Here is a 17,291-nt window from a genome sequence, read left to right as displayed (position 1 = left end):
GGCAGTGTCAGCGCCGGCGAATTGAGCAGTGCGTTGCAGGCCAGCAGCACTTCAACCACCAGCAGCGACACCAGCGCCGCGTTGCTCAAGGTGCTGGACAGTGACAGCAGTGGCGGCGTCAGCAGCGACGAATTGGAAGCCGCGTTGCAGGCCGGTCGCGAGAAAAACAGCAACAGCGCCACCGATCAGGCGAACGTGACTGAAGCGCTGAATAAAATGATCGCCAACCTGAGCAAGCAGTACTCGCTCGACAAGGTGGCGACGGTAGGCAAATACCTGAACGTTACAAGCTAATTGTAGGAGCCGGCTTGCCGGCGATCGGATCACCGCGGCGTTTGAGGTGAAACGCGGTGATGCCATCGCCGGCAAGCCGGCTCCTACAATTTATCGGCCATGAGTTTACGGTCGGCGATCTTCCACCCGCGCCTGACTCTTGCTCCAGTCGGTCAACAGGCTGTACGCCACGGCCAGCAACGTCGGCCCGATGAACAGGCCGATGAACCCGAACGCAATCAATCCGCCAAACACGCCCAACAGCACGATCACCAACGGCAAATTGCCGCCACGACTGATCAGGTAAGGCTTGAGCACGTTGTCGACCCCACTGATGATGAACGTCCCCCACATTCCAAGGAACACCGCCATCCCGTATTCGCCCTTCCAGGCGAGCCACGCCGTGGCCGGAATCCACACCAGCGGTGGCCCCATGGGAATCAGGCTCAGCAAGAAGGTGACGATGCCCAGCACCAGTGCCCCTGGCACCCCGGCAATCAGGAAGCCGATCAGCGCCAGCACCGCTTGCGCCGCCGCAGTCCCGATCACGCCGTTCACCACCCGTTGCACCGTACCCGCCACCAGTTCGATGTAATAACCGGCGCGGTCACCGATCAACCGTTGCAGCAGCCCATGGACAAACGCCGCCAAACGCGGCCCGTCCCGGTAGAAAAAGAACACGAACACAATGCTGAGTGTCAGCTCGAGAATGCCGCCGCCAATCTGTGCACTGCGCGCCAGCAACCAGTTGCCGACCTGCCCCAGATAAGGTTTGAGCGACACCATCATCGCCGCGCCCTGCTGATCGATGCTGTTCCAGATCACCACCAGACGCGCGCCCACCAAAGGAATACTGCCCAGCCATGCCGGCGCCTCGGGCAGGCCATCCATCTGCACGTCCTTGATAAACGCCGTGGCATCACGCACATGGTCCGCGAGGTTGAAACCCAGCCACACCAGCGGCACCGCCACCAGCAACATCCAGCCGAGGGTCAGCAATGCCGCCGCCAGGGATTCTCGCCCATTGAGCCAACGGGTCAGCAAGCGCATCAGCGGCCAACTGGCGAACGCAAGCACTGCGCCCCAGAACATGGCCGACCAGAACGGCGCCATCACCCAGAAGCTCGCACCAAACAGCACCAGCAGCAGGATCTGCACCAACAGTCGATCGTTATTGATCATCCACGTCTCGAAAAAAGTCAGTCAGCCAATAAGAGTAGGCGAACGCGGCAAGCACGTCCGCCTGTCACAGCTTATCGCAACAGTTCGATGTGCAGGCCAGAGCCTTCGACGCTGCCGGTTTCCATCCTGGCCGTACGCACACCCTGGCCGATCAGGGCCTGGCGCCAGGCTTCGGCCTTCGGCCCAGACACACTGACCCGCAACGTGGTGTCCAGGTTCAGTCCACGGGAGATCAGACGCAGCCAGGTATCGTCAGGGTCGCCGGTCAGCTTGGGGAAATCGAGCTCGCCGGTGCTCTTGAGCTCTCGAAGCAAGGTGGCGGAAGTCGGCAGCAAATCACCCAGCGGTGCTGCGGCGTCGAACTGCTCGACGTGCAAATAGGCTTTGCGATTGCCGCGAGTGATGCTGTAAAGCGCCACCAGGGTGTTGTCCCGCGGCGCCGCCAGACGCAACAACAGGTAGGCCTGCTGATCGTCGGCCCCATAGAGCTTGGCATTGCCGAAGACCTCATTGGCCCACAGGCTGCTCTCGCCGCAATCACGGGCCTGGCACCAGAACAGCAACTGGGCGTCCTGCTTCTGCAAGGCTTCGCGAGCGGCCGTGAAGGCTTCGGTGGAGGAATGCTCCGCAGGCAGCTCGTAGGTCACCGACGTGGTTTGGCCCCGGGCGCTGACCTGACCGTCGAAGCGCAACTGCCCGCTGATCTTGCGGATCGAGCCCAGCGGGTAGATCCGTTCGAGTTCAGCCGTGGGGCGATAGTCGACGATCTGCGAATCGGCCAGGCGCGGCACGATCGGCAGGTCCTGACTGCCCGGCACATCGGCGGCAAACAGCGAAGGACTGAAACAACACAGCATTAGCAGACTGAGTGATCGCATGGACAGGCTCATCGGATCAGCATGGCCTGGGCACCCTTGACGACACTGGCGTCGTCGATGCGCTCGGGCACCAGCAAACCGCGCTGCACCGCCGGGCGCGCCGCCATCGTCGCCATCCAGCGTTGCAAGGCCGACAAGCCGTCCACTGCCACACCGGACCACTCGTGACCACGGACCCACGGATAGGTCGCGATGTCGGCAATGCTGTATTCGTCCGCCAGAAACTCTACGTCTTGCAGGCGCGTGTCGAGCACTTCATACAGGCGTCGGGTTTCATGCTGATAACGGTCGATGGCGCCCTGGAGCTTTTCCGGAAAGTAACGGAAAAACACGTTGGCCTGGCCCTGCATCGGACCGATTCCACCCATCTGGAACATCAGCCACTGCAGCACCACCGAGCGCCCCTTCGGGTCCTTGGGCAACAGCTTGCCGCTCAGTTCTGCCAGATAAATCAGGATGGCGCCGGATTCGAACACGGCAAAATCGCCGTTGGCGCGATCGACAATCGCCGGGATCCGGCCATTGGGGTTGATCTTGAGGAAGTCCGCGGACTTCTGTTCCTTTTTGTCGAAACTCAACGCATGCACCGTGTAGGGCAGGCCGAGTTCCTCGAGCACGATAGAGACCTTGTGGCCATTCGGGGTCGCAGCGGTGTAGAGATCTATCATGGTTGTCTCCCATTTCAACCCGCCCAGCCTCGACAGTTGCCCGGCGCAAGTCAAGGAACGGCGAAGAACCGATTGAAACAGTCTGCGACAAGGTCGGCACCGGATTCGTCATTCAGGTGCAAATGATGACCGCCAGGCAGCTGTTCACGGCTAAAGGGTAGACGCTCCAGCAACTCGGGATGTTTGGCGAGCATGCCGTCGGCCGCGACGACCAGCAGCGCAGGACAACTGACGCGCTGGACGAAGGCCATGGCTTGTTCGGTGGTCAGACGCAGCGGCGATGGCAGCGTCAGACGGCTATCGGTGCGCCAGGTGTAACCGCCCGGCACTGGCATCAAGCCGCGTTGCGCCAGCAATTCGGCGGCCTCGCGACTGACCGCCACCAAACCTTTCATACGCGCTTCGATGGCGCGATCCAGGGTGTTGTAGACCGGTTTGCTTTTCTCTCGCAGGTCCAGTTGCGCTTGCAGGGCCATGCCCATGCGCTCGGCAGCATTTTCGCCTTTGTCTGTAGGAGGAATGATGCCGTCGATCAAGGCCAGGTGCGTAACCCGCTCCGGCAGCGACCCGGCGATGATCAGCGAAGCGATCGCCCCCATGGAGTGCCCCATCAGCGCAAAACGCTTCAAGCCCAGCTGTTCGGCGACTTGCAGCACGTCATGGGCGTAGTCCCACATCGCGTAGCCGGCCCCCGACGGGCGATGCCCGGAATGACCGTGACCGGCCATGTCCAGCGCGATGATGCGCAGCCCTTTGAGCTTCGGCGCCAACCGGGCAAAGCTGTTGGCGTTGTCCAGCCAGCCGTGCAAGGCAATCACCGGCAAACCGTCTTCGGGGCCGAACAGGTGCGCCGCCAGCTCAATGTGCGGCAGGCTCAGGCGGACTTCTTCGACGGCATGGTTCATGCGCAATCCTGCTGATGACGAGCGTCCCAGCGGCTGAACAGGTTTTTCAGCAGCGTGGCGGTGTCCTGGGGACGTTCGAGGGGAAACATGTGGCCGCCGGGCATGGTCAGGGATTCGCCCAACGGCATGCGCCCGACAGAATTGGCGTGATGGCGCATCACCACGCGGCTTTTGTGCCCACGCACCACCGCCAGCGGCACTTTCAGTTGCCGTGCGCGACCGGGACTGGTGTGGGGTACGCCCCGGTAGATGCTGATTTCCGTGGCGGGGTCGAAACGCAGACGCAGTTTGTCGCCAACCTGATGCAGGCCATGTTGCAGGTAAGCATCGAAACATTCAGGGTCGAAACCGCGAAACAGCGTTTTACCGGCGAAATAACGGCGGGCACTCTCGATATCGGCGAACTCTTCGCGACGCCCCAATGTGCGGCCGGCCGGGGTCAGGCGGTCGATAAAACCGAAACGCTTGGCCGCGAGGATCACCCATTGATCGGCGCGGGTCAGCACCGGCGAATCGAGCATCACCACGCCGCGATACAGCTCGGGACAACGCAATGCCGCGTGCAGGTGCAGCACGCCGCCGAAGGAATGGCCGACGCCCCACACCGGTTCCGCCTGTTGCTTGAGGTGATGAATCAGCTCGTCGACCAGGTTGTGCCAGTTGTCATCCGCCGGGAAACGCGGGTCATGGGCATGCTGCTCCAGATGCGTCACCTGATACTCGGGCGCCAGCGCCGCGAACAACTTGCCGTAGGTCCCGGAAGGGAACCCATTGGCGTGGGCGAAAAATATCTGCTGCGACATACCGGTCGTTCCATCAAACGAAAAACAGAACCCGATTGTCCGCAAGCCCACCGGGAACCGCAATGACCGTAACTGCCAGGAATGATGACAGTCGTGCCGTGGCTATGAGCGGCACGTTGGGTCGGACCTGTTATTTATGACAGTTGACAGTCAATCCTCATGACGCGGATAAGAGCACTGTCGCCAAGCCTCAGGCAATGCCTGTCATGACCCACGCCAACACGCCCGCTATTGCAGTGATCGACTCCCGCGGTCTGGGTGTGCGTGCAGTGGCGTATCACCGCCGCGACAACTCTGCAGCCGAAAGCTGCATCACCCAGCAGGTCCACAATGTTGCCGGGCGTGCCGTGCTGAGCCGCGATCCACGGTTGTTTCGTTTACATCAGGCAGGCCAGAGCGCCGCCAATCAAATCAACGCGTTCAGCCTGTCGGGCGCCCTGTTGTTGTCCGAAAACACTGATGCCGGCTGGCGCCTGGGCTTGCTCGGCGAGGACGGACAAGGCGTCGAAGGATGGGATCAGAAGCTCACCCATAGCCGCCTGCACTACGACGGGCAGCGCCGGCCGATCGCTTCATTCGAGAACGCCCACGGTGAAGCGCAACGCTGCATCGCGAGGTTTGCCTACGCGGCTGCCAGCGCCGATGAAAGCCTTAACCTGTGTGGCCAACTGATTCGCCAGGACGACACCGCAGGCACTTTGCGCTACCTCTCGTTCGGCATTGGCGGCACACCGCTGCAACACAGCCGTACTTTTGTCGAAGATCCGCATTGGTCCGTGGATTGGCCCGCGACGGAAAGCGAACGCGATGGTTTTCTGGAGGATGATCCAGCGATCACTCGCCTTCACTGCAACGCCGTGGGCGACCCCATCAGGCAGACCGACGCAAAAGGTAATACTCAAGCGTTCATTCAGACCCGTGCAGCCGAGCTGAAAGAAGTTTGCCTGACACTGGCCGGGCAGACCGAGGAAAAAACCCTGGTCAGTGACATCCAGTACAACGCTTTCGGTCAGGTCGAGCGGCAACGTGCAGGGAATGGCGTTGTTTCGTGTGCGACTTTTCGCCCTGAAGACGGGCGACTGGAACATCTGAAGGCTTACGTGCCAGATCAACCTGCGATCCAGGACCTGACTTACGAGTACGACGCCACAGGCAATATCACGGGCCTGACCGACACTGCCGACCCGACTCGCTATCACCGCAACCAGCGGATCGAACACACCCATCGCTACCGTTATGACAGTCTTTACCGACTGATAGCCGCCACCGGCCGACAGCTTCGCAATGCCAGCGGCGGGCCGCAGTTACCGGCGTTCCAATCTGCACCCGACCCCGGACAACTGGAAAATTACACGCGTATTTACACCTACGATGCCGCCGGCAACCTGCAGGTCATGCAGCATCAGGCCGACAGTGCCAGCCGCACCGAACGTACAGCCATCGCCGCTTTCAGCAATCGCAGCCTGCCTCAAAAGACCAATGGCGAGTTACCCGACGACAACGACATTTCCGCCGGTTACGACCTGAACGGCAACCGCATGACCCTCCAACCGGGACAAGACTTGCTGTGGGATTTACGCAACCAATTGCGCCAGGTCGATCGAGTGGTGCGAGAGGACGAGCCTGACGACACCGAGATTTACCTCTATGACGGCAGCGGCCAACGCCTGCGAAAGATCCGTCAGGCCTACACCGGCACGTTGACCCGCATCCACGAAACCCGCTACCTGCCGGGTGTGGAAATTCGCTCGTGCGCTGACGAAATCCTTCATGTCATCACGGTGGAGGCCGGGCGCGGCAAAGTGCAGGTACTTCATTGGGAGAAAAAACCTGCGTCAGGCATTCCCCAGGACCAGCATCGCTACAGCTTCACCGATCATCTGAAGTCCAGCACCGTCGAGCTGGATGAAGCTGCGCGATTGATCACGTGGGAAAGCTACTACCCGTACGGTGGAACCTGCTGGTGGGCGGGGCGCAGCAAGCTGGAAGCCCGTTACAAAACCATTCGTTATTCAGGGCAGGAACGGGATGCCACGGGTTTGTATTACTACGGGTTTCGCTACTACATGCCTTGGTGTCAGCGGTGGCTGAGTGCGGATCCTGCGGGGACCGCTGACGGGTTGAATCTGTATGCGATGGTTCACGCAAATCCGGTGGGGCATGTAGATATCGCCGGACTGATAGATGACCACACGCTACAAACCAGTAACCTGCGCGATGCGTCTTCATCTGCCTTTGTGCGTGATTTCTTTTCCAGGAGTATGTCCGGCCTGGCGCAAATGTCGACCAATGCGGCGTTGAACACCTTGCCAGCCAGTCGTGCTACCAACGCTGCACTGGAGACAACCGCCGGCCTGCTTGATGGGATTGCCGTCGGGATTGTCGGTGGTGGTTTGGCTGCACGGTTTCATCGCAACGCAATGGTATTCGGTGCCATAGTTGGCTTTTTGACAGGCGCTTTACCGGCCGCGTTGAGTCATGACAGTGATTCAACGGACGAATCAGAGGTAGAACTGAACCAGACAGCCATCAACCGAATAGGCGCAACGGTAGGCGCTGTCACTCGAGAACTCTTACAACAGATACTCAGGGGGCATGGAGCAAACTTTCCCTGGGGCGATGTCAGCCTGGGAGATCGGGCGCCGACCGTTCATCGAACAGTCTTGGCCTATGCGGTAACTAACACACTCAATGGCGCGCTCGGTCGATTTGTCCCAGAGTCCATTCGCAGTTGGCTAGGTCCTTTGATTGAGGGGGCGGATGGCGTTGTTGGCACGTGGCTGCGGGGAAATCATCCAGATACAAACTATACAGCTGGTACTTCGCCGATTCAGAGTCCACCGCTCCTCGATACAGCCTTAGGGGCGACCGGCAGGGTTACCTCCAGCCTGTTCATTTACGGCGTGAATACCGCGGTTGAAGCTGCGACGGCCAGCATCACCGGCCTGAGTGCCTCCGAACGCGGGGATTCGGTGAACATGCTAAGTGGAGCCATCGCCGGAGCCTTCATCGGGCTCGCTGACTATCGAGCTGTGGTCATGCCAGCCGCTCTGGACGGATACAGTGTATTTGATCCGCAGGCCGCAGCTCGCATTAGTCCAGACGTCCAGTCAACGGCGCCTAGATTCAGCAGCCGTTCTGTCGTCCGGCGCCATAGCGTTCATGACATCTGAAGCCGTCAGTCCAGACCCGGTTCGAAAGGATTATCGGGCCGGCGGGCTCTCCCCCAACGGCACCACCGCCATGGTCAACCGCGACACACAACTGGCCTTGCCCTCATCGCTGGTCAACCGAATGTCCCAGACATGGGTCGTGCGCCCGATGTGAATCGGCTTGGCCACCGCCGTCACCCGTCCGCTGCGCAGCCCCCGCAAATGGTTGGCGTTGATCTCAAGGCCTACGCAGTAAAACTTGCTGGCATCGATGCACAGATAACTGGCCATGGAGCCGACTGTTTCAGCCAACACCACCGAAGCACCGCCGTGCAGCAAACCATAAGGCTGGTGAGTGCGGTGGTCGATGACCATGCTCGCGGTCAGGGACTCTTCGTCGAAGGCTTCGAAGCGGATATCCAGCACTTCGCCGATGGTGTTTTTCTGAATCGCGTTCAACTGCTCGATGTTGGGAGTGGTACGCCACAAACTCATTGCACACATCCTTTGTTGGTTTTGTTCGTGGCTCAATCCTGCCACAGCACCGCTTCGCTATGCTCGCTCCATTCTTCGAACCGGGGGCCGTAAGCCGCTTCGATCACGTTGCGCTTGATCTTCAGGGTTGGCGTCAGGAAGCCGTTTTCCACGGCCCAGCTGTCTTTGACGACAACGAGCCGGCGCAGGCGCTCATGTTTGTCGAGGGCGCCGTTGACCTCTTCGAGAAGTTTTTCCAGGCTTGAATGCAGGCCGGCACGCGCGGTTCCGCCGGCGTCCTGCTGCCCGACTGCCGAGAGCACGCACAACCCCAGCGGCGCGCTCAACCCATCGCCGACCACGCACACTTGCTCGATGCGTGAATGCACCGCCAAACGGTTTTCGATCGGTGCCGGTGCCACGTACTTGCCTTTGCTGGTCTTGAAGATTTCCTTCAGGCGGCCGGTCAGGCGCAGGTTGCCTTCGGCGTCCTGTTCGCCCTTGTCACCGGTGCGCAGGAAGCCGTCCTCGGTGATGGTGTCGGCGGTTTTTTCCGGTTCCTTGAAATACCCGAGCATGGTAGCGCCACTGCGCACCAAGACCTCGCCCGATTCGGCGATCTGCACTTCAACGTCGGGGCAAGGCTTGCCGATCCAGCCCGGTTTGTTGTCGCCGGGCCGGCCGATGTGGGAATAACCGCAGCTTTCGGTCATGCCGTAGACCTCCAGCACGTCCAGCCCGAGTTTGCGGTACCACAGCAACAACGTCTGCGGCACCGGCGCGGCGCCGGACAACGCGACGCGCAAGGCGTCCAGCCCCAGCCCGGCGAGCACTTTGTGCCCTACCCGTTTGCCGATGAAGGGCAGCCCGAGCAGGAAGTCGAGGCGTTTTGCCGGGATCTTGCCGTACACGCCCATCTGGAATTTGGTCCAGATGCGTGGCACGCCGAACAGCGCAGTCGGCCGCGCCCGCTGCAAATCAGTCAGGAAGGTGTCGAGGCTCTCGGCAAAGAACACGGTTTGCCCGGTGTAGATAGACGCCAGTTCGACGAACATGCGTTCGGCGACGTGGCACAGCGGCAGGTAAGACAGCAATCGATCCGACTCATTGAGGCCGAACAACTGCGTGCCACGGGTGGTGGCGAACCCCAGATTGCCGAAGCTGTGCATCACGCCTTTGGGCATGCCGGTGGTGCCGGAGGTGTAAATGATGGTCGCCAGTTGGTCAGCGACAGGTTTGGGGTCGTCCTGGATCGGTGAGCAGGCTTGCAGGTCGGACCAACTGAAATCGAAGGTACCCGGCGGGTGCAACGGCAGGCTGATGGTCGGCAAGTCGGGATTGACCCCGCGGGACATGCCGGGCCAGTCGTCGAGTTTGCCGATGAACGCCAGCGCCGCTTCGGAGTGTTCGAGTACTTGCGCGACGGATTCGGCAGTGAGGTTCGGGTACAACGGCACCGACACATGCCCGGCCATCCAGATCGCCAGGTCGGCGATGATCCAGTGGGCGCAGTTTTTCGAGATCAGGGCGATGTGGCTGCCTTGCGGCAGTTCACGGGCGCGCAGCCAGTGCGCGGCGCAGCGAGCCTGATGGCCGACGTCTTCCCAGGTCAGGGTCTCGACCTGGCCACCACCCGTGGGCTGGACCAGAAAGCGCTGGCGGGGATGACGGGATTCGCGCTCGTAGAAGACGTCCAGCGGCAAACGAAAAGCAGCAGACATGCGACTCGCTCCTTTATTTTTGGTCTGGAGCAAGCGTAGTCAACCAAGCGGTTGCTTGGTTGACTATTTCATTACAAAAAATCAGTACTGCAGCCGAACACTGTAGGAGCGAGCGGTGCGGCGGTCCGACTTGCCCGCGAAGGGGCCCTTGAAGGCGCTAAAAGCTTCGCGGGCAAGCCACGCTCCTACAAAAGCAAAAGCAGCAAAAAGTGTTATGGGTGCTTGAGGCTGTTGAGCTTCATCGATCCGATCAACAACTCATTGTGCTCAAGTTCGGCCAGGCCGGCGGTGCTGACTTTTTCCGGTGGATAGCCGGCGCCATGTTGCAGGTAGCTCAACAAGTTACCCACCAGCGGGTTGTGACTGACCAAAAGGACGTCACTCACCGACACCAACTGCTCGGCCACTTTGTCCGGGTCGGTTTCCGGGGTCAGCCAGTCGACTGTACGAATCTCCGGTTCGAAGCCCAGAGCCTCACGGACCAGTTGCGCAGTTTCCTGCGCTCGCAGGTAAGGGCTGGCATAGATCGCGGTGACGGGCTGCCCCATCAACCGCGCAGCGCTGCGCAGCACTTCTTCACGACCGTGGGCAGTCAATGTCCGTTCGGAGTCCGGACGCGAGCCGTAAGGCTCGGCTTCCCCATGACGCAATACCCAGAGTTTCATAGCTTGGGTTCCTCATCTCGGGCCGGATGCGGCGCAGGCGCCACGACGTGTGGCGCTTCACCTTCCGGTGTACGCGGCGTCGGCCAGTCGGCGAACGGCCAGGGTTTCTGGTCGCTGTGAAACGTGCCGAAACGACCGATCTGCGCCAGGAACTGGCTCAGGCTGTCGCCGAAATTCATCAGGCTGGCGCTCGGGGCGCCATAGATCAAACGATAGACCAGTTGCACCAGCACCACGGCGCCGAGGATGAACTGCGCCACCTGCCAGACCAGCAGGAAGACGATCATCCACAACACCCGCAGCAGGATGGATTCGTATTGGGCTTCTGTTTTCGGATCGTTCATGTCTCGCTCTCCTGCTCCTTATGAGGAGCGTGATCAGTTAAAACCACTGGTGGAAATAAAGTCGACGTCGGTTTTCGGTTCGCCACGCATCAGCAGTTCAATGACCTGATTCAGCGTGCGCCCTTCGAACAGGATCGCGTGCAGCCCGGCGACCAGCGGCATGTAGACGCCAACTTCCTGGGCCTTGGCCTTGAGCACTTTCAGGGTGTTCACACCTTCGGCGACTTCGCCCAGGCGTGTCACCGCGTCTTCCAGGCTCAAGCCCTGACCGAGGGCGAAGCCGACCTGGTAGTTACGGCTTTTTGGCGACGAACAGGTGACGATCAAGTCCCCCACCCCGGCCAGTCCCAGGAAGGTCATGGGGTTGGCGCCCTGATTCACCGCGAAGCGGGTCATTTCCGCCAGCGCCCGGGTGATCAGCATGCTCTTGGTGTTTTCGCCCATACCCAGCGCCACCGCCATGCCGGCGATGATCGCGTAGACGTTTTTCAGCGCCCCGCCCAACTCCACGCCGAAACGGTCGGCGCTGGCGTACACGCGAAAGGTGCGCCCGTGCAGCGCTTCCTGAACCCGTTGGCAGAGTTCTTCGTCTTCGCTGGCGACTACCGTGGCGGTCAGCGCGTGCTCGGCGATTTCACGGGCCAGGTTCGGGCCGGACAGCACGCCGATGCGCGCTTGCGGGGCGATTTCTTCGAGGATCTCGCTCATCAGTTTAAAGGTGTGGGCTTCGATGCCTTTGGTCAGGCTCACCAGCAATTTGCCGCTCAAGCGATCGGCGTGCGGAACCAGCACCGCGCGCAGCGCGCTGGAAGGCAGCGCGACAAAACACAGATCGCAGGCGTCCAGCGTGGCTTGCAGGTCGGTGACTGCTTCCACTCCCGGCAGAATCTTGATGCCCTTGAGGTAACGCGGATTCTCGCGATTGACCCGAATGGCCTCGGCCTGCTCGGGGTCACGCATCCACTGCCGGACCTGATGCCCGTTCTCGGCCAGCAGATTAGCCACGGCGGTACCAAAACTTCCGCCTCCCAGGACCGCAATTGGGCGCTGTTCAGTCATATGCAATCCGTTAATCCATACCAATGGCGATGTCGGCATTATACGGAGCGGCCCAGTGGCGGCCAGCCCCCGCGTCAATTACCGGCACTTGTAGAAAGAAGACGGATAAATCCGAGGAAAATGCCGGCATCGTGACTGAAAAAGTCGACCCGCTCGGTTAACATGCGCGCCCATTAATCGCTATCAAGGATGTGTTGTGTCGTTTGGCCCCGCTGCACCTCGCTCTCCGCTGGTCCTGGCGCTGATATTCAGCCCGCCATTGCTGGCCGACGACCTGTTTCTCGACAACGAGCCTGTGCCGCAAGTGCTGACGGCTACGCGTCTTAAACAATCGCCGGCGGCGGTTCCGGGAAGCATGACGGTGATCGACAGCGAACTGATCAACGCCAGTGGCGCCCGTGACATCAGTGAATTGCTGCGGCTGGTGCCGGGGATGATGGTCGGCAACATCAGCGGCAATCAGGCGGCGGTGAACTATCACGGCACCAACGCCAGCGAAGCGCGGCGCATGCAGGTGCTGATCGACGGGCGCTCGGTGTACCGCGCTGGCCTGGCCACGGTCGACTGGAGCGACATTCCGGTGGCCATGGAAGACATCGAGCGCATCGAGGTTTTCCGCGGCCCGAACACCGTCAGCTATGGCGCCAATGCGTTGATGGCGGTGGTCAACATCATCACCCGCAACCCGGCCGACAGCCATGGTACGCGGGTCAAAGTCACCCGTGGCCAGCGCGGCATCGATGACTTTTACGCCAGTCAGGGCGTGGGTTGGGATGGTGGAGACATGCGCCTGTCGCTGTCCGGCCAGCAGGACGACGGCTTTGACTCGGACCGCAGCGGCGCCGATTACCGCGACAGCCGCCGCTTGAACCGCTTCAACCTCGCCGTCAGCCAGACGCTCAACGAACAGCAAAGCCTCGATTGGCAATTGAATGCCAAGGACGGCAGCAACCAGCGGCCTTATACCTACCGCCCGGTGTTTTCGGGGATTACTGCCGCCGGGAACAATTCCGACGTTGTGGCCAAGGACTATGCCGGTTCCCTGCGCTGGAACCTCGATGTTAATCCTGATCACAGCCTTTATATCCAGGGCTCGGCCCAGCACTGGGATCGTCAGCAGACCTGGCGCGCCTGCGACGCCGAGGTTTCGTTCAGTCCTGAACTGACCGAACTCTGGCAGCTCAATCCGAATTACACCGAGCGCCTGGCGCGCAACATCGAGCGCTACGTCGGCCTCGGCGCACCGTCCGGCACGCCGGCAGAAAAAGCCTTGGCCAGTAAAGTGCTGGACCAGTGGCGCAACGGCGCCCGCCAAACCTTGTGCGGCGACATCGACCAGAGTACCCGCGAGACGCGCTACGACCTCGAACTGCAAGACACCCTCAGTCTGTCCGACAGTCTGCGACTGGTCAGCGGCCTGAACTATCGTTACGACCGGGCAGATTCCGAGACCTACTTCAATGGCACGCTCGACGACACGACATGGCGCGCGTTCGGCCAGCTCGAGTGGCGCGCAAGCGAACACTGGCTGTTACAGGGCGGTGCAATGTTCGAAGACACGCAATTGATCGGCAGCTCGCTGACGCCGCGCGTGGCGGTCAACTATCTGATCAATCCGCGCCACGGCTTGCGTGCGGTGTATTCGGAAGCCATCCGCTCGCCGGACATGTTCGAGAACAACGTCAACTGGAGTTACCGGGTGACCAACCTGCAACCCGCTGCCTACGGCCAGAACAGCGCCCGCTATTTCGTCAAGACCCGCGGTCCCGGCAATCTCGACCAGGAACACATGCGCTCGCGGGAATTGGGCTACAACGGCTACTTCGCCGAGTGGAGGCTGGCGGTGGACGTGAAGGTGTTTCACGACGAAATCACCGGCATGATCAGCGAGCCGCTACGCAACAATCAGTACATCGCCAGCAACGCCAACAGCTCGCGCTTCACCGGTACGGAAACCCAGCTCGACTGGCGCCTGAGCAGTGCCGATCGCTTGCGCCTGACCTACGCCTACGTCGATGCCGAGGCGAGCAACCCGCTGGATGCGCAACAGACCGCGCGCAACAGCGGCTCCGCCGGTTGGCTGCACGATTGGGGCCACGGCTGGAACAGCGCGCTCTTCTACTATGGTGACGACGCGCTCAACGGCTATCGTTTTGAGCGGGTCGACACGCGCATCGCCAAGCGCGTTGGCCTGGGCAAGGCCAGCCTGGAACTGGCCGGCGTGCTTCAACAGCGCCTGGACAATCAACCCACGACGTTCATCGACAACCGCTACGACGAGCGGCGAGTGCTCTACTTCAGCGCGGAGCTGGCGTTCTAAATGTTGCGCTCTCTATCACGGATGATGCCAAACCCTGGCCGCCTGCTGGCCGGGTTGTGCCTGGTGTTTGCCGGGTGGCTGGGTAGCCTTTCGGTCAACGCTGCCGAGATTCTGCTGGCCGGCGCCGACGACAGCGCGGGCATGCAGTCTTTCGCCAAGGCCCTGAGCGACCTGCGCCCGGCTGACAACGTTCGCTTTCAGCCACTGGCCAATCTGCCGACACCGGACAAATTGCCCGCCGGCACCCGGTTGATCCTGCTGGATCTGCCGAGCCTCGACTGGCGCCTGCAAGACGCCCGAGGCCCGGCGACGCTGGTGCTGCGCATCAGCCGCCTGCAAGCCCGCCAACGCCTGGGGGCAACTGTGCCGGCGCATTTGAGCCTGTTGTGGAGCGACCCACCGCTGGATCGACAATTACGCCTGACCCGAATCCTGTTGCCTCAGGTCAAACGGGTCGGGGTGCTTTACGACAGCCACAGCGAATTTCTCCTGGGCGAACTGCGCGAGATCGCCAAGCCCCTGGGTTTCGAAATCGTCACCGAGCGCTGGGACAATACCCATGACAGCCGACCGTTGCAGACGCTGCTGAAAAACAGTGACGTGCTGCTGGGCCTCGACGATCCCGACCTGTACAACCCCAAAACCGCGAAAAACCTGCTGCTCAGCAGCTACACACGGCAAACCGCACTGATCGGCCCCAACGCCGGGTTCGTCAAGGCCGGAAGCCTGACCAGCACCTACAGCGACCAGAGCGACTGGCTGGCGATTCTCGACGATCTGCTCGACCGGCCACCGGCCACGTGGCCGCGCACGCACTACGCCAATCGCTTCAAAGTGTTGAGTAACCCACAAGTGGCTCGTTCGTTAGGCATTGAACAGATTAATGAAGCGTTGGTCGCAACACAGCTGGCCGAAGGAGAACGCCGCCCATGACTTTCCGTCGTCGTTGGGACATCAACACGCGAACCCAGATCATCAGCCTCGGCCCTGCCCTGCTGCTGACCTTGCTGCTGATCAGTTTCTTCACCTTCGTGCGGATCCAGGACCTGCGTCAGGAGCTCAATCACACCGGCCAACTGATCGCCAACCAACTGGCGCCGGCCGCCGAGTACGGGGTGATTTCCGGCAACAACGAGGTGCTTGAAAGTTTGCTCAAGGCCACCCTGGCCACGCCCAATGTGCGCTTTCTGGAAGTCCAGGACAGCGCCAACCGGATTCTGGTGTACGTCGAGCACCCCTCGGAAACCTACACCCGTTCGCAGCAGGTCGAAGTGTTCCAGGCGCCGGTGCGCTTGCAACGCATCGCACTGCACAATGATTTCTTCCAGGCCAGCAAAGCCACTGGTGCCGCCCCCGCCGAGGATTATCTGGGGCGGGTGATCGTCGGCCTGTCGAATGACGCCTTCAGCAAGCGCCAACAGGAAATCCTCTTCAAGGCCGGTGTCCTCGCGCTGTTCGCCTTGCTGTTCACCTTCCTGATTGCCCGGCGCCTGGCCGGCAGCCTGTCGCAGCCGATCCGCGACATCGGCAACGCGGTCAAGGCGATCCAGAGCGGCGACTACAAAACGCCATTGCCGATTGTCGACGACACCGAACTCGGCGCGCTGTCGCAGCACATCAACAACCTCGCCAGCGGCCTGGAACAGGCCAGCCGCGAACAGCATCAGGCCATGGCGCAGTTGATCCAGACGCGCGAAGAGGCGGAAAAAGCCAACAACGCCAAATCGGACTTCCTGGCGATGATGAGCCATGAATTGCGCACACCGATGAATGGCGTGCTCGGCATGCTGCAACTGCTGGAAACCACCGATATGACCGCGGAGCAGGTTGAGTACGCGGCGCTGGCCTCGGAGTCCACCGAGCACTTGCTCAAAGTCATCAACGACATTCTCGATTTCTCGCGCATTGAACGTTCGGAGCTGGAACTGGAGCACATCCCGTTCAACCTCGCGGACCTGATCGGCAGTTGCGCCCAGTCGTTCTCGCACAGCGCGATGCAGCGCGGGCTCGACCTGGCGTTGCTGATTCCCGAGGACATGCGTGACTTGCAGGTGCAGGGCGACCCGACGCGGATCCGGCAAATCCTGGTGAACCTGGTGGGCAATGCGCTGAAGTTCACCGAAAAAGGACGCGTCAGCATCGAGCCGCAGTGGCAGTCGCTGGATCACGAGTTGTTGTGGTTCACCTGCACCGTGCGCGACAGCGGGATTGGTATCTCGGCCGAAAGCCTGGAATTGATGTTCAACGCGTTCCAGCAGGCCGACAGTTCTATTTCAAGGCGTTACGGCGGCACCGGGCTGGGGCTGCCGATTGCTCGCACCCTGGCAGAACGCATGGGCGGAACCTTGCGCGCCCAGAGCGAGGAAGGTCGCGGCTCGGTGTTCACCCTGGAAATCCCGCTGGCGCTGTATAAACAGAAGCTGCCGGTACTGACACCGCGCACACCGACCGGCAGCGGTGACGGTGAAGGGCGCAATGTGCTGTTGGTCGAGGACAACCCGGTCAACCAGACCGTTATCGAAGCAATGTTGCGCAGTCTGGGCTTTACTGTCAGCGTCGCCACCGACGGCGCTCAAGCGGTGCGAAGTGCCGAAAGTCTGATTTTCGAAGCGATTCTGATGGACTGCCGACTGCCGATCATTGACGGCTACGAGGCCACCCGCCAGATCCGCCAATTACCCGGCTGCACTGACCTGCCGATCATCGCGCTGACCGCCAACGCCTTGCAGGGCGACCGCGAAGCCTGTTTATCGGCGGGAATGAACGATTACCTGGCCAAGCCCTTCAAACGCACTGATCTGCAGCAGATTCTGCAACGATGGGTGCAGTAGTGCAGGCCTTTCGACC

Annotated in this window: 14 protein-coding genes and 1 pseudogene; 5 read left to right on the top strand and 10 right to left on the bottom strand. The window is 61.0% G+C overall.

The features are described from left to right. Positions 1 to 294 (top strand): annotated as a pseudogene (locus tag J4E42_RS25650) (histidine kinase); the annotation flags it as partial. A gap of 105 nt (positions 295 to 399) precedes the next feature. Here J4E42_RS25650 and J4E42_RS25645 read toward each other — a convergent pair. The 5 genes from J4E42_RS25645 to J4E42_RS25625 form a co-directional block, all read right to left on the bottom strand. Beyond that, positions 400 to 1,455, bottom strand: coding sequence for an AI-2E family transporter (locus J4E42_RS25645; RefSeq protein WP_207286463.1), 1,056 nt, complete (start codon positions 1,453 to 1,455; stop codon positions 400 to 402). A gap of 71 nt (positions 1,456 to 1,526) precedes the next feature. Continuing rightward, positions 1,527 to 2,333, bottom strand: coding sequence for a DUF4892 domain-containing protein (locus tag J4E42_RS25640; protein ID WP_008029299.1), 807 nt, complete (start codon positions 2,331 to 2,333; stop codon positions 1,527 to 1,529). Positions 2,334 to 2,341: 8 nt separating this feature from the next. After that, positions 2,342 to 3,001 carry a glutathione S-transferase family protein gene (locus tag J4E42_RS25635; protein WP_008029301.1) on the bottom strand — a complete coding sequence of 220 codons (660 nt, stop codon included), beginning with the start codon at positions 2,999 to 3,001 and terminating at the stop codon, positions 2,342 to 2,344. 50 nt (positions 3,002 to 3,051) lie between these two features. Then, positions 3,052 to 3,906 carry an alpha/beta hydrolase gene (locus J4E42_RS25630; RefSeq protein ID WP_207286462.1) on the bottom strand — a complete coding sequence of 285 codons (855 nt, stop codon included), beginning with the start codon at positions 3,904 to 3,906 and terminating at the stop codon, positions 3,052 to 3,054. Next, positions 3,903 to 4,709, bottom strand: a complete 807-nt coding sequence (locus J4E42_RS25625; RefSeq protein WP_008029305.1) for an alpha/beta fold hydrolase — start codon at positions 4,707 to 4,709, stop codon at positions 3,903 to 3,905. Before J4E42_RS25625 ends, J4E42_RS25630 begins: the two co-directional genes overlap by 4 nt. 206 nt (positions 4,710 to 4,915) lie before the next feature. Between J4E42_RS25625 and J4E42_RS25620 the strand changes: the two genes are divergently transcribed. Next, on the top strand, positions 4,916 to 7,882 hold the full coding sequence (locus J4E42_RS25620; protein WP_207286461.1) for an RHS repeat-associated core domain-containing protein: 2,967 nt from the start codon (positions 4,916 to 4,918) through the stop codon (positions 7,880 to 7,882). A 30-nt stretch (positions 7,883 to 7,912) separates the two neighbouring features. Here J4E42_RS25620 and J4E42_RS25615 read toward each other — a convergent pair whose 3' ends face one another. The 5 genes from J4E42_RS25615 to J4E42_RS25595 form a co-directional block, all read right to left on the bottom strand. Next, entirely contained in the window at positions 7,913 to 8,356 is a 444-nt protein-coding gene (locus J4E42_RS25615; RefSeq protein WP_207286460.1) for a hotdog fold thioesterase, read from the bottom strand. Positions 8,357 to 8,388: 32 nt separating this feature from the next. Further along, positions 8,389 to 10,056 (bottom strand): AMP-binding protein, encoded by a 1,668-nt coding sequence (locus tag J4E42_RS25610; RefSeq protein WP_207286459.1) that lies wholly within the window; start codon positions 10,054 to 10,056, stop codon positions 8,389 to 8,391. Between the two features lie 212 nt (positions 10,057 to 10,268). Beyond that, positions 10,269 to 10,721: a phosphohistidine phosphatase SixA gene (sixA, locus tag J4E42_RS25605; RefSeq protein WP_207286458.1), complete on the bottom strand. Its 453-nt coding sequence runs from the start codon at positions 10,719 to 10,721 to the stop codon at positions 10,269 to 10,271. Further along, a complete protein-coding gene (locus tag J4E42_RS25600; RefSeq protein ID WP_008029309.1) occupies positions 10,718 to 11,065 on the bottom strand; it encodes a DUF4389 domain-containing protein in 348 nt (115 codons plus the stop codon). The genes sixA and J4E42_RS25600 overlap by 4 nt, the downstream gene beginning before the upstream one ends. A gap of 33 nt (positions 11,066 to 11,098) precedes the next feature. Continuing rightward, on the bottom strand, positions 11,099 to 12,124 hold the full coding sequence (locus tag J4E42_RS25595) for an NAD(P)H-dependent glycerol-3-phosphate dehydrogenase (protein WP_008029310.1): 1,026 nt from the start codon (positions 12,122 to 12,124) through the stop codon (positions 11,099 to 11,101). 196 nt (positions 12,125 to 12,320) lie between these two features. On the opposite strand from J4E42_RS25595, the gene J4E42_RS25590 reads away from it, so the two are divergent. Genes J4E42_RS25590 through J4E42_RS25580 form a run of 3 tightly spaced genes read left to right on the top strand, consistent with a single transcriptional unit; the run spans position 12,321 to position 17,275 of the window. Further along, on the top strand, positions 12,321 to 14,444 hold the full coding sequence (locus J4E42_RS25590) for a TonB-dependent receptor domain-containing protein (RefSeq protein WP_207286457.1): 2,124 nt from the start codon (positions 12,321 to 12,323) through the stop codon (positions 14,442 to 14,444). Then, complete coding sequence (locus J4E42_RS25585; protein WP_192227934.1) at positions 14,445 to 15,377, top strand: ABC transporter substrate-binding protein; 933 nt, start codon at positions 14,445 to 14,447, stop codon at positions 15,375 to 15,377. Next, complete coding sequence (locus J4E42_RS25580) at positions 15,374 to 17,275, top strand: ATP-binding protein (RefSeq protein WP_207286456.1); 1,902 nt, start codon at positions 15,374 to 15,376, stop codon at positions 17,273 to 17,275. Before J4E42_RS25585 ends, J4E42_RS25580 begins: the two co-directional genes overlap by 4 nt. Positions 17,276 to 17,291 lie beyond the last annotated feature (16 nt).

Origin of the sequence: Pseudomonas sp. FW300-N2A2, assembly GCF_017351735.1 — a bacterium.
GTDB classification, from domain to species: Bacteria; Pseudomonadota; Gammaproteobacteria; order Pseudomonadales; family Pseudomonadaceae; genus Aquipseudomonas; species Aquipseudomonas migulae.
This window is presented reverse-complemented; position numbering and strand designations above follow the sequence as displayed.

Bases quoted from the DNA above. Each gene is read 5' to 3' on its own strand.
- J4E42_RS25580 (WP_207286456.1), top strand. From the start codon at position 15,374: ATGACTTTCCGTCGTCGTTGGGACATCAACACGCGAACCCAGATCATC.
- J4E42_RS25625 (WP_008029305.1), bottom strand. From the start codon at position 4,709: ATGTCGCAGCAGATATTTTTCGCCCACGCCAATGGGTTCCCTTCCGGG.
- J4E42_RS25610 (WP_207286459.1), bottom strand. From the start codon at position 10,056: ATGTCTGCTGCTTTTCGTTTGCCGCTGGACGTCTTCTACGAGCGCGAA.
- J4E42_RS25585 (WP_192227934.1), top strand. From the start codon at position 14,445: ATGTTGCGCTCTCTATCACGGATGATGCCAAACCCTGGCCGCCTGCTG.
- sixA (WP_207286458.1), bottom strand. From the start codon at position 10,721: ATGAAACTCTGGGTATTGCGTCATGGGGAAGCCGAGCCTTACGGCTCG.
- J4E42_RS25600 (WP_008029309.1), bottom strand. From the start codon at position 11,065: ATGAACGATCCGAAAACAGAAGCCCAATACGAATCCATCCTGCTGCGG.
- J4E42_RS25620 (WP_207286461.1), top strand. From the start codon at position 4,916: ATGACCCACGCCAACACGCCCGCTATTGCAGTGATCGACTCCCGCGGT.
- J4E42_RS25645 (WP_207286463.1), bottom strand. From the start codon at position 1,455: ATGATCAATAACGATCGACTGTTGGTGCAGATCCTGCTGCTGGTGCTG.
- J4E42_RS25635 (WP_008029301.1), bottom strand. From the start codon at position 3,001: ATGATAGATCTCTACACCGCTGCGACCCCGAATGGCCACAAGGTCTCT.
- J4E42_RS25640 (WP_008029299.1), bottom strand. From the start codon at position 2,333: ATGCGATCACTCAGTCTGCTAATGCTGTGTTGTTTCAGTCCTTCGCTG.
- J4E42_RS25630 (WP_207286462.1), bottom strand. From the start codon at position 3,906: ATGAACCATGCCGTCGAAGAAGTCCGCCTGAGCCTGCCGCACATTGAG.
- J4E42_RS25595 (WP_008029310.1), bottom strand. From the start codon at position 12,124: ATGACTGAACAGCGCCCAATTGCGGTCCTGGGAGGCGGAAGTTTTGGT.
- J4E42_RS25615 (WP_207286460.1), bottom strand. From the start codon at position 8,356: ATGAGTTTGTGGCGTACCACTCCCAACATCGAGCAGTTGAACGCGATT.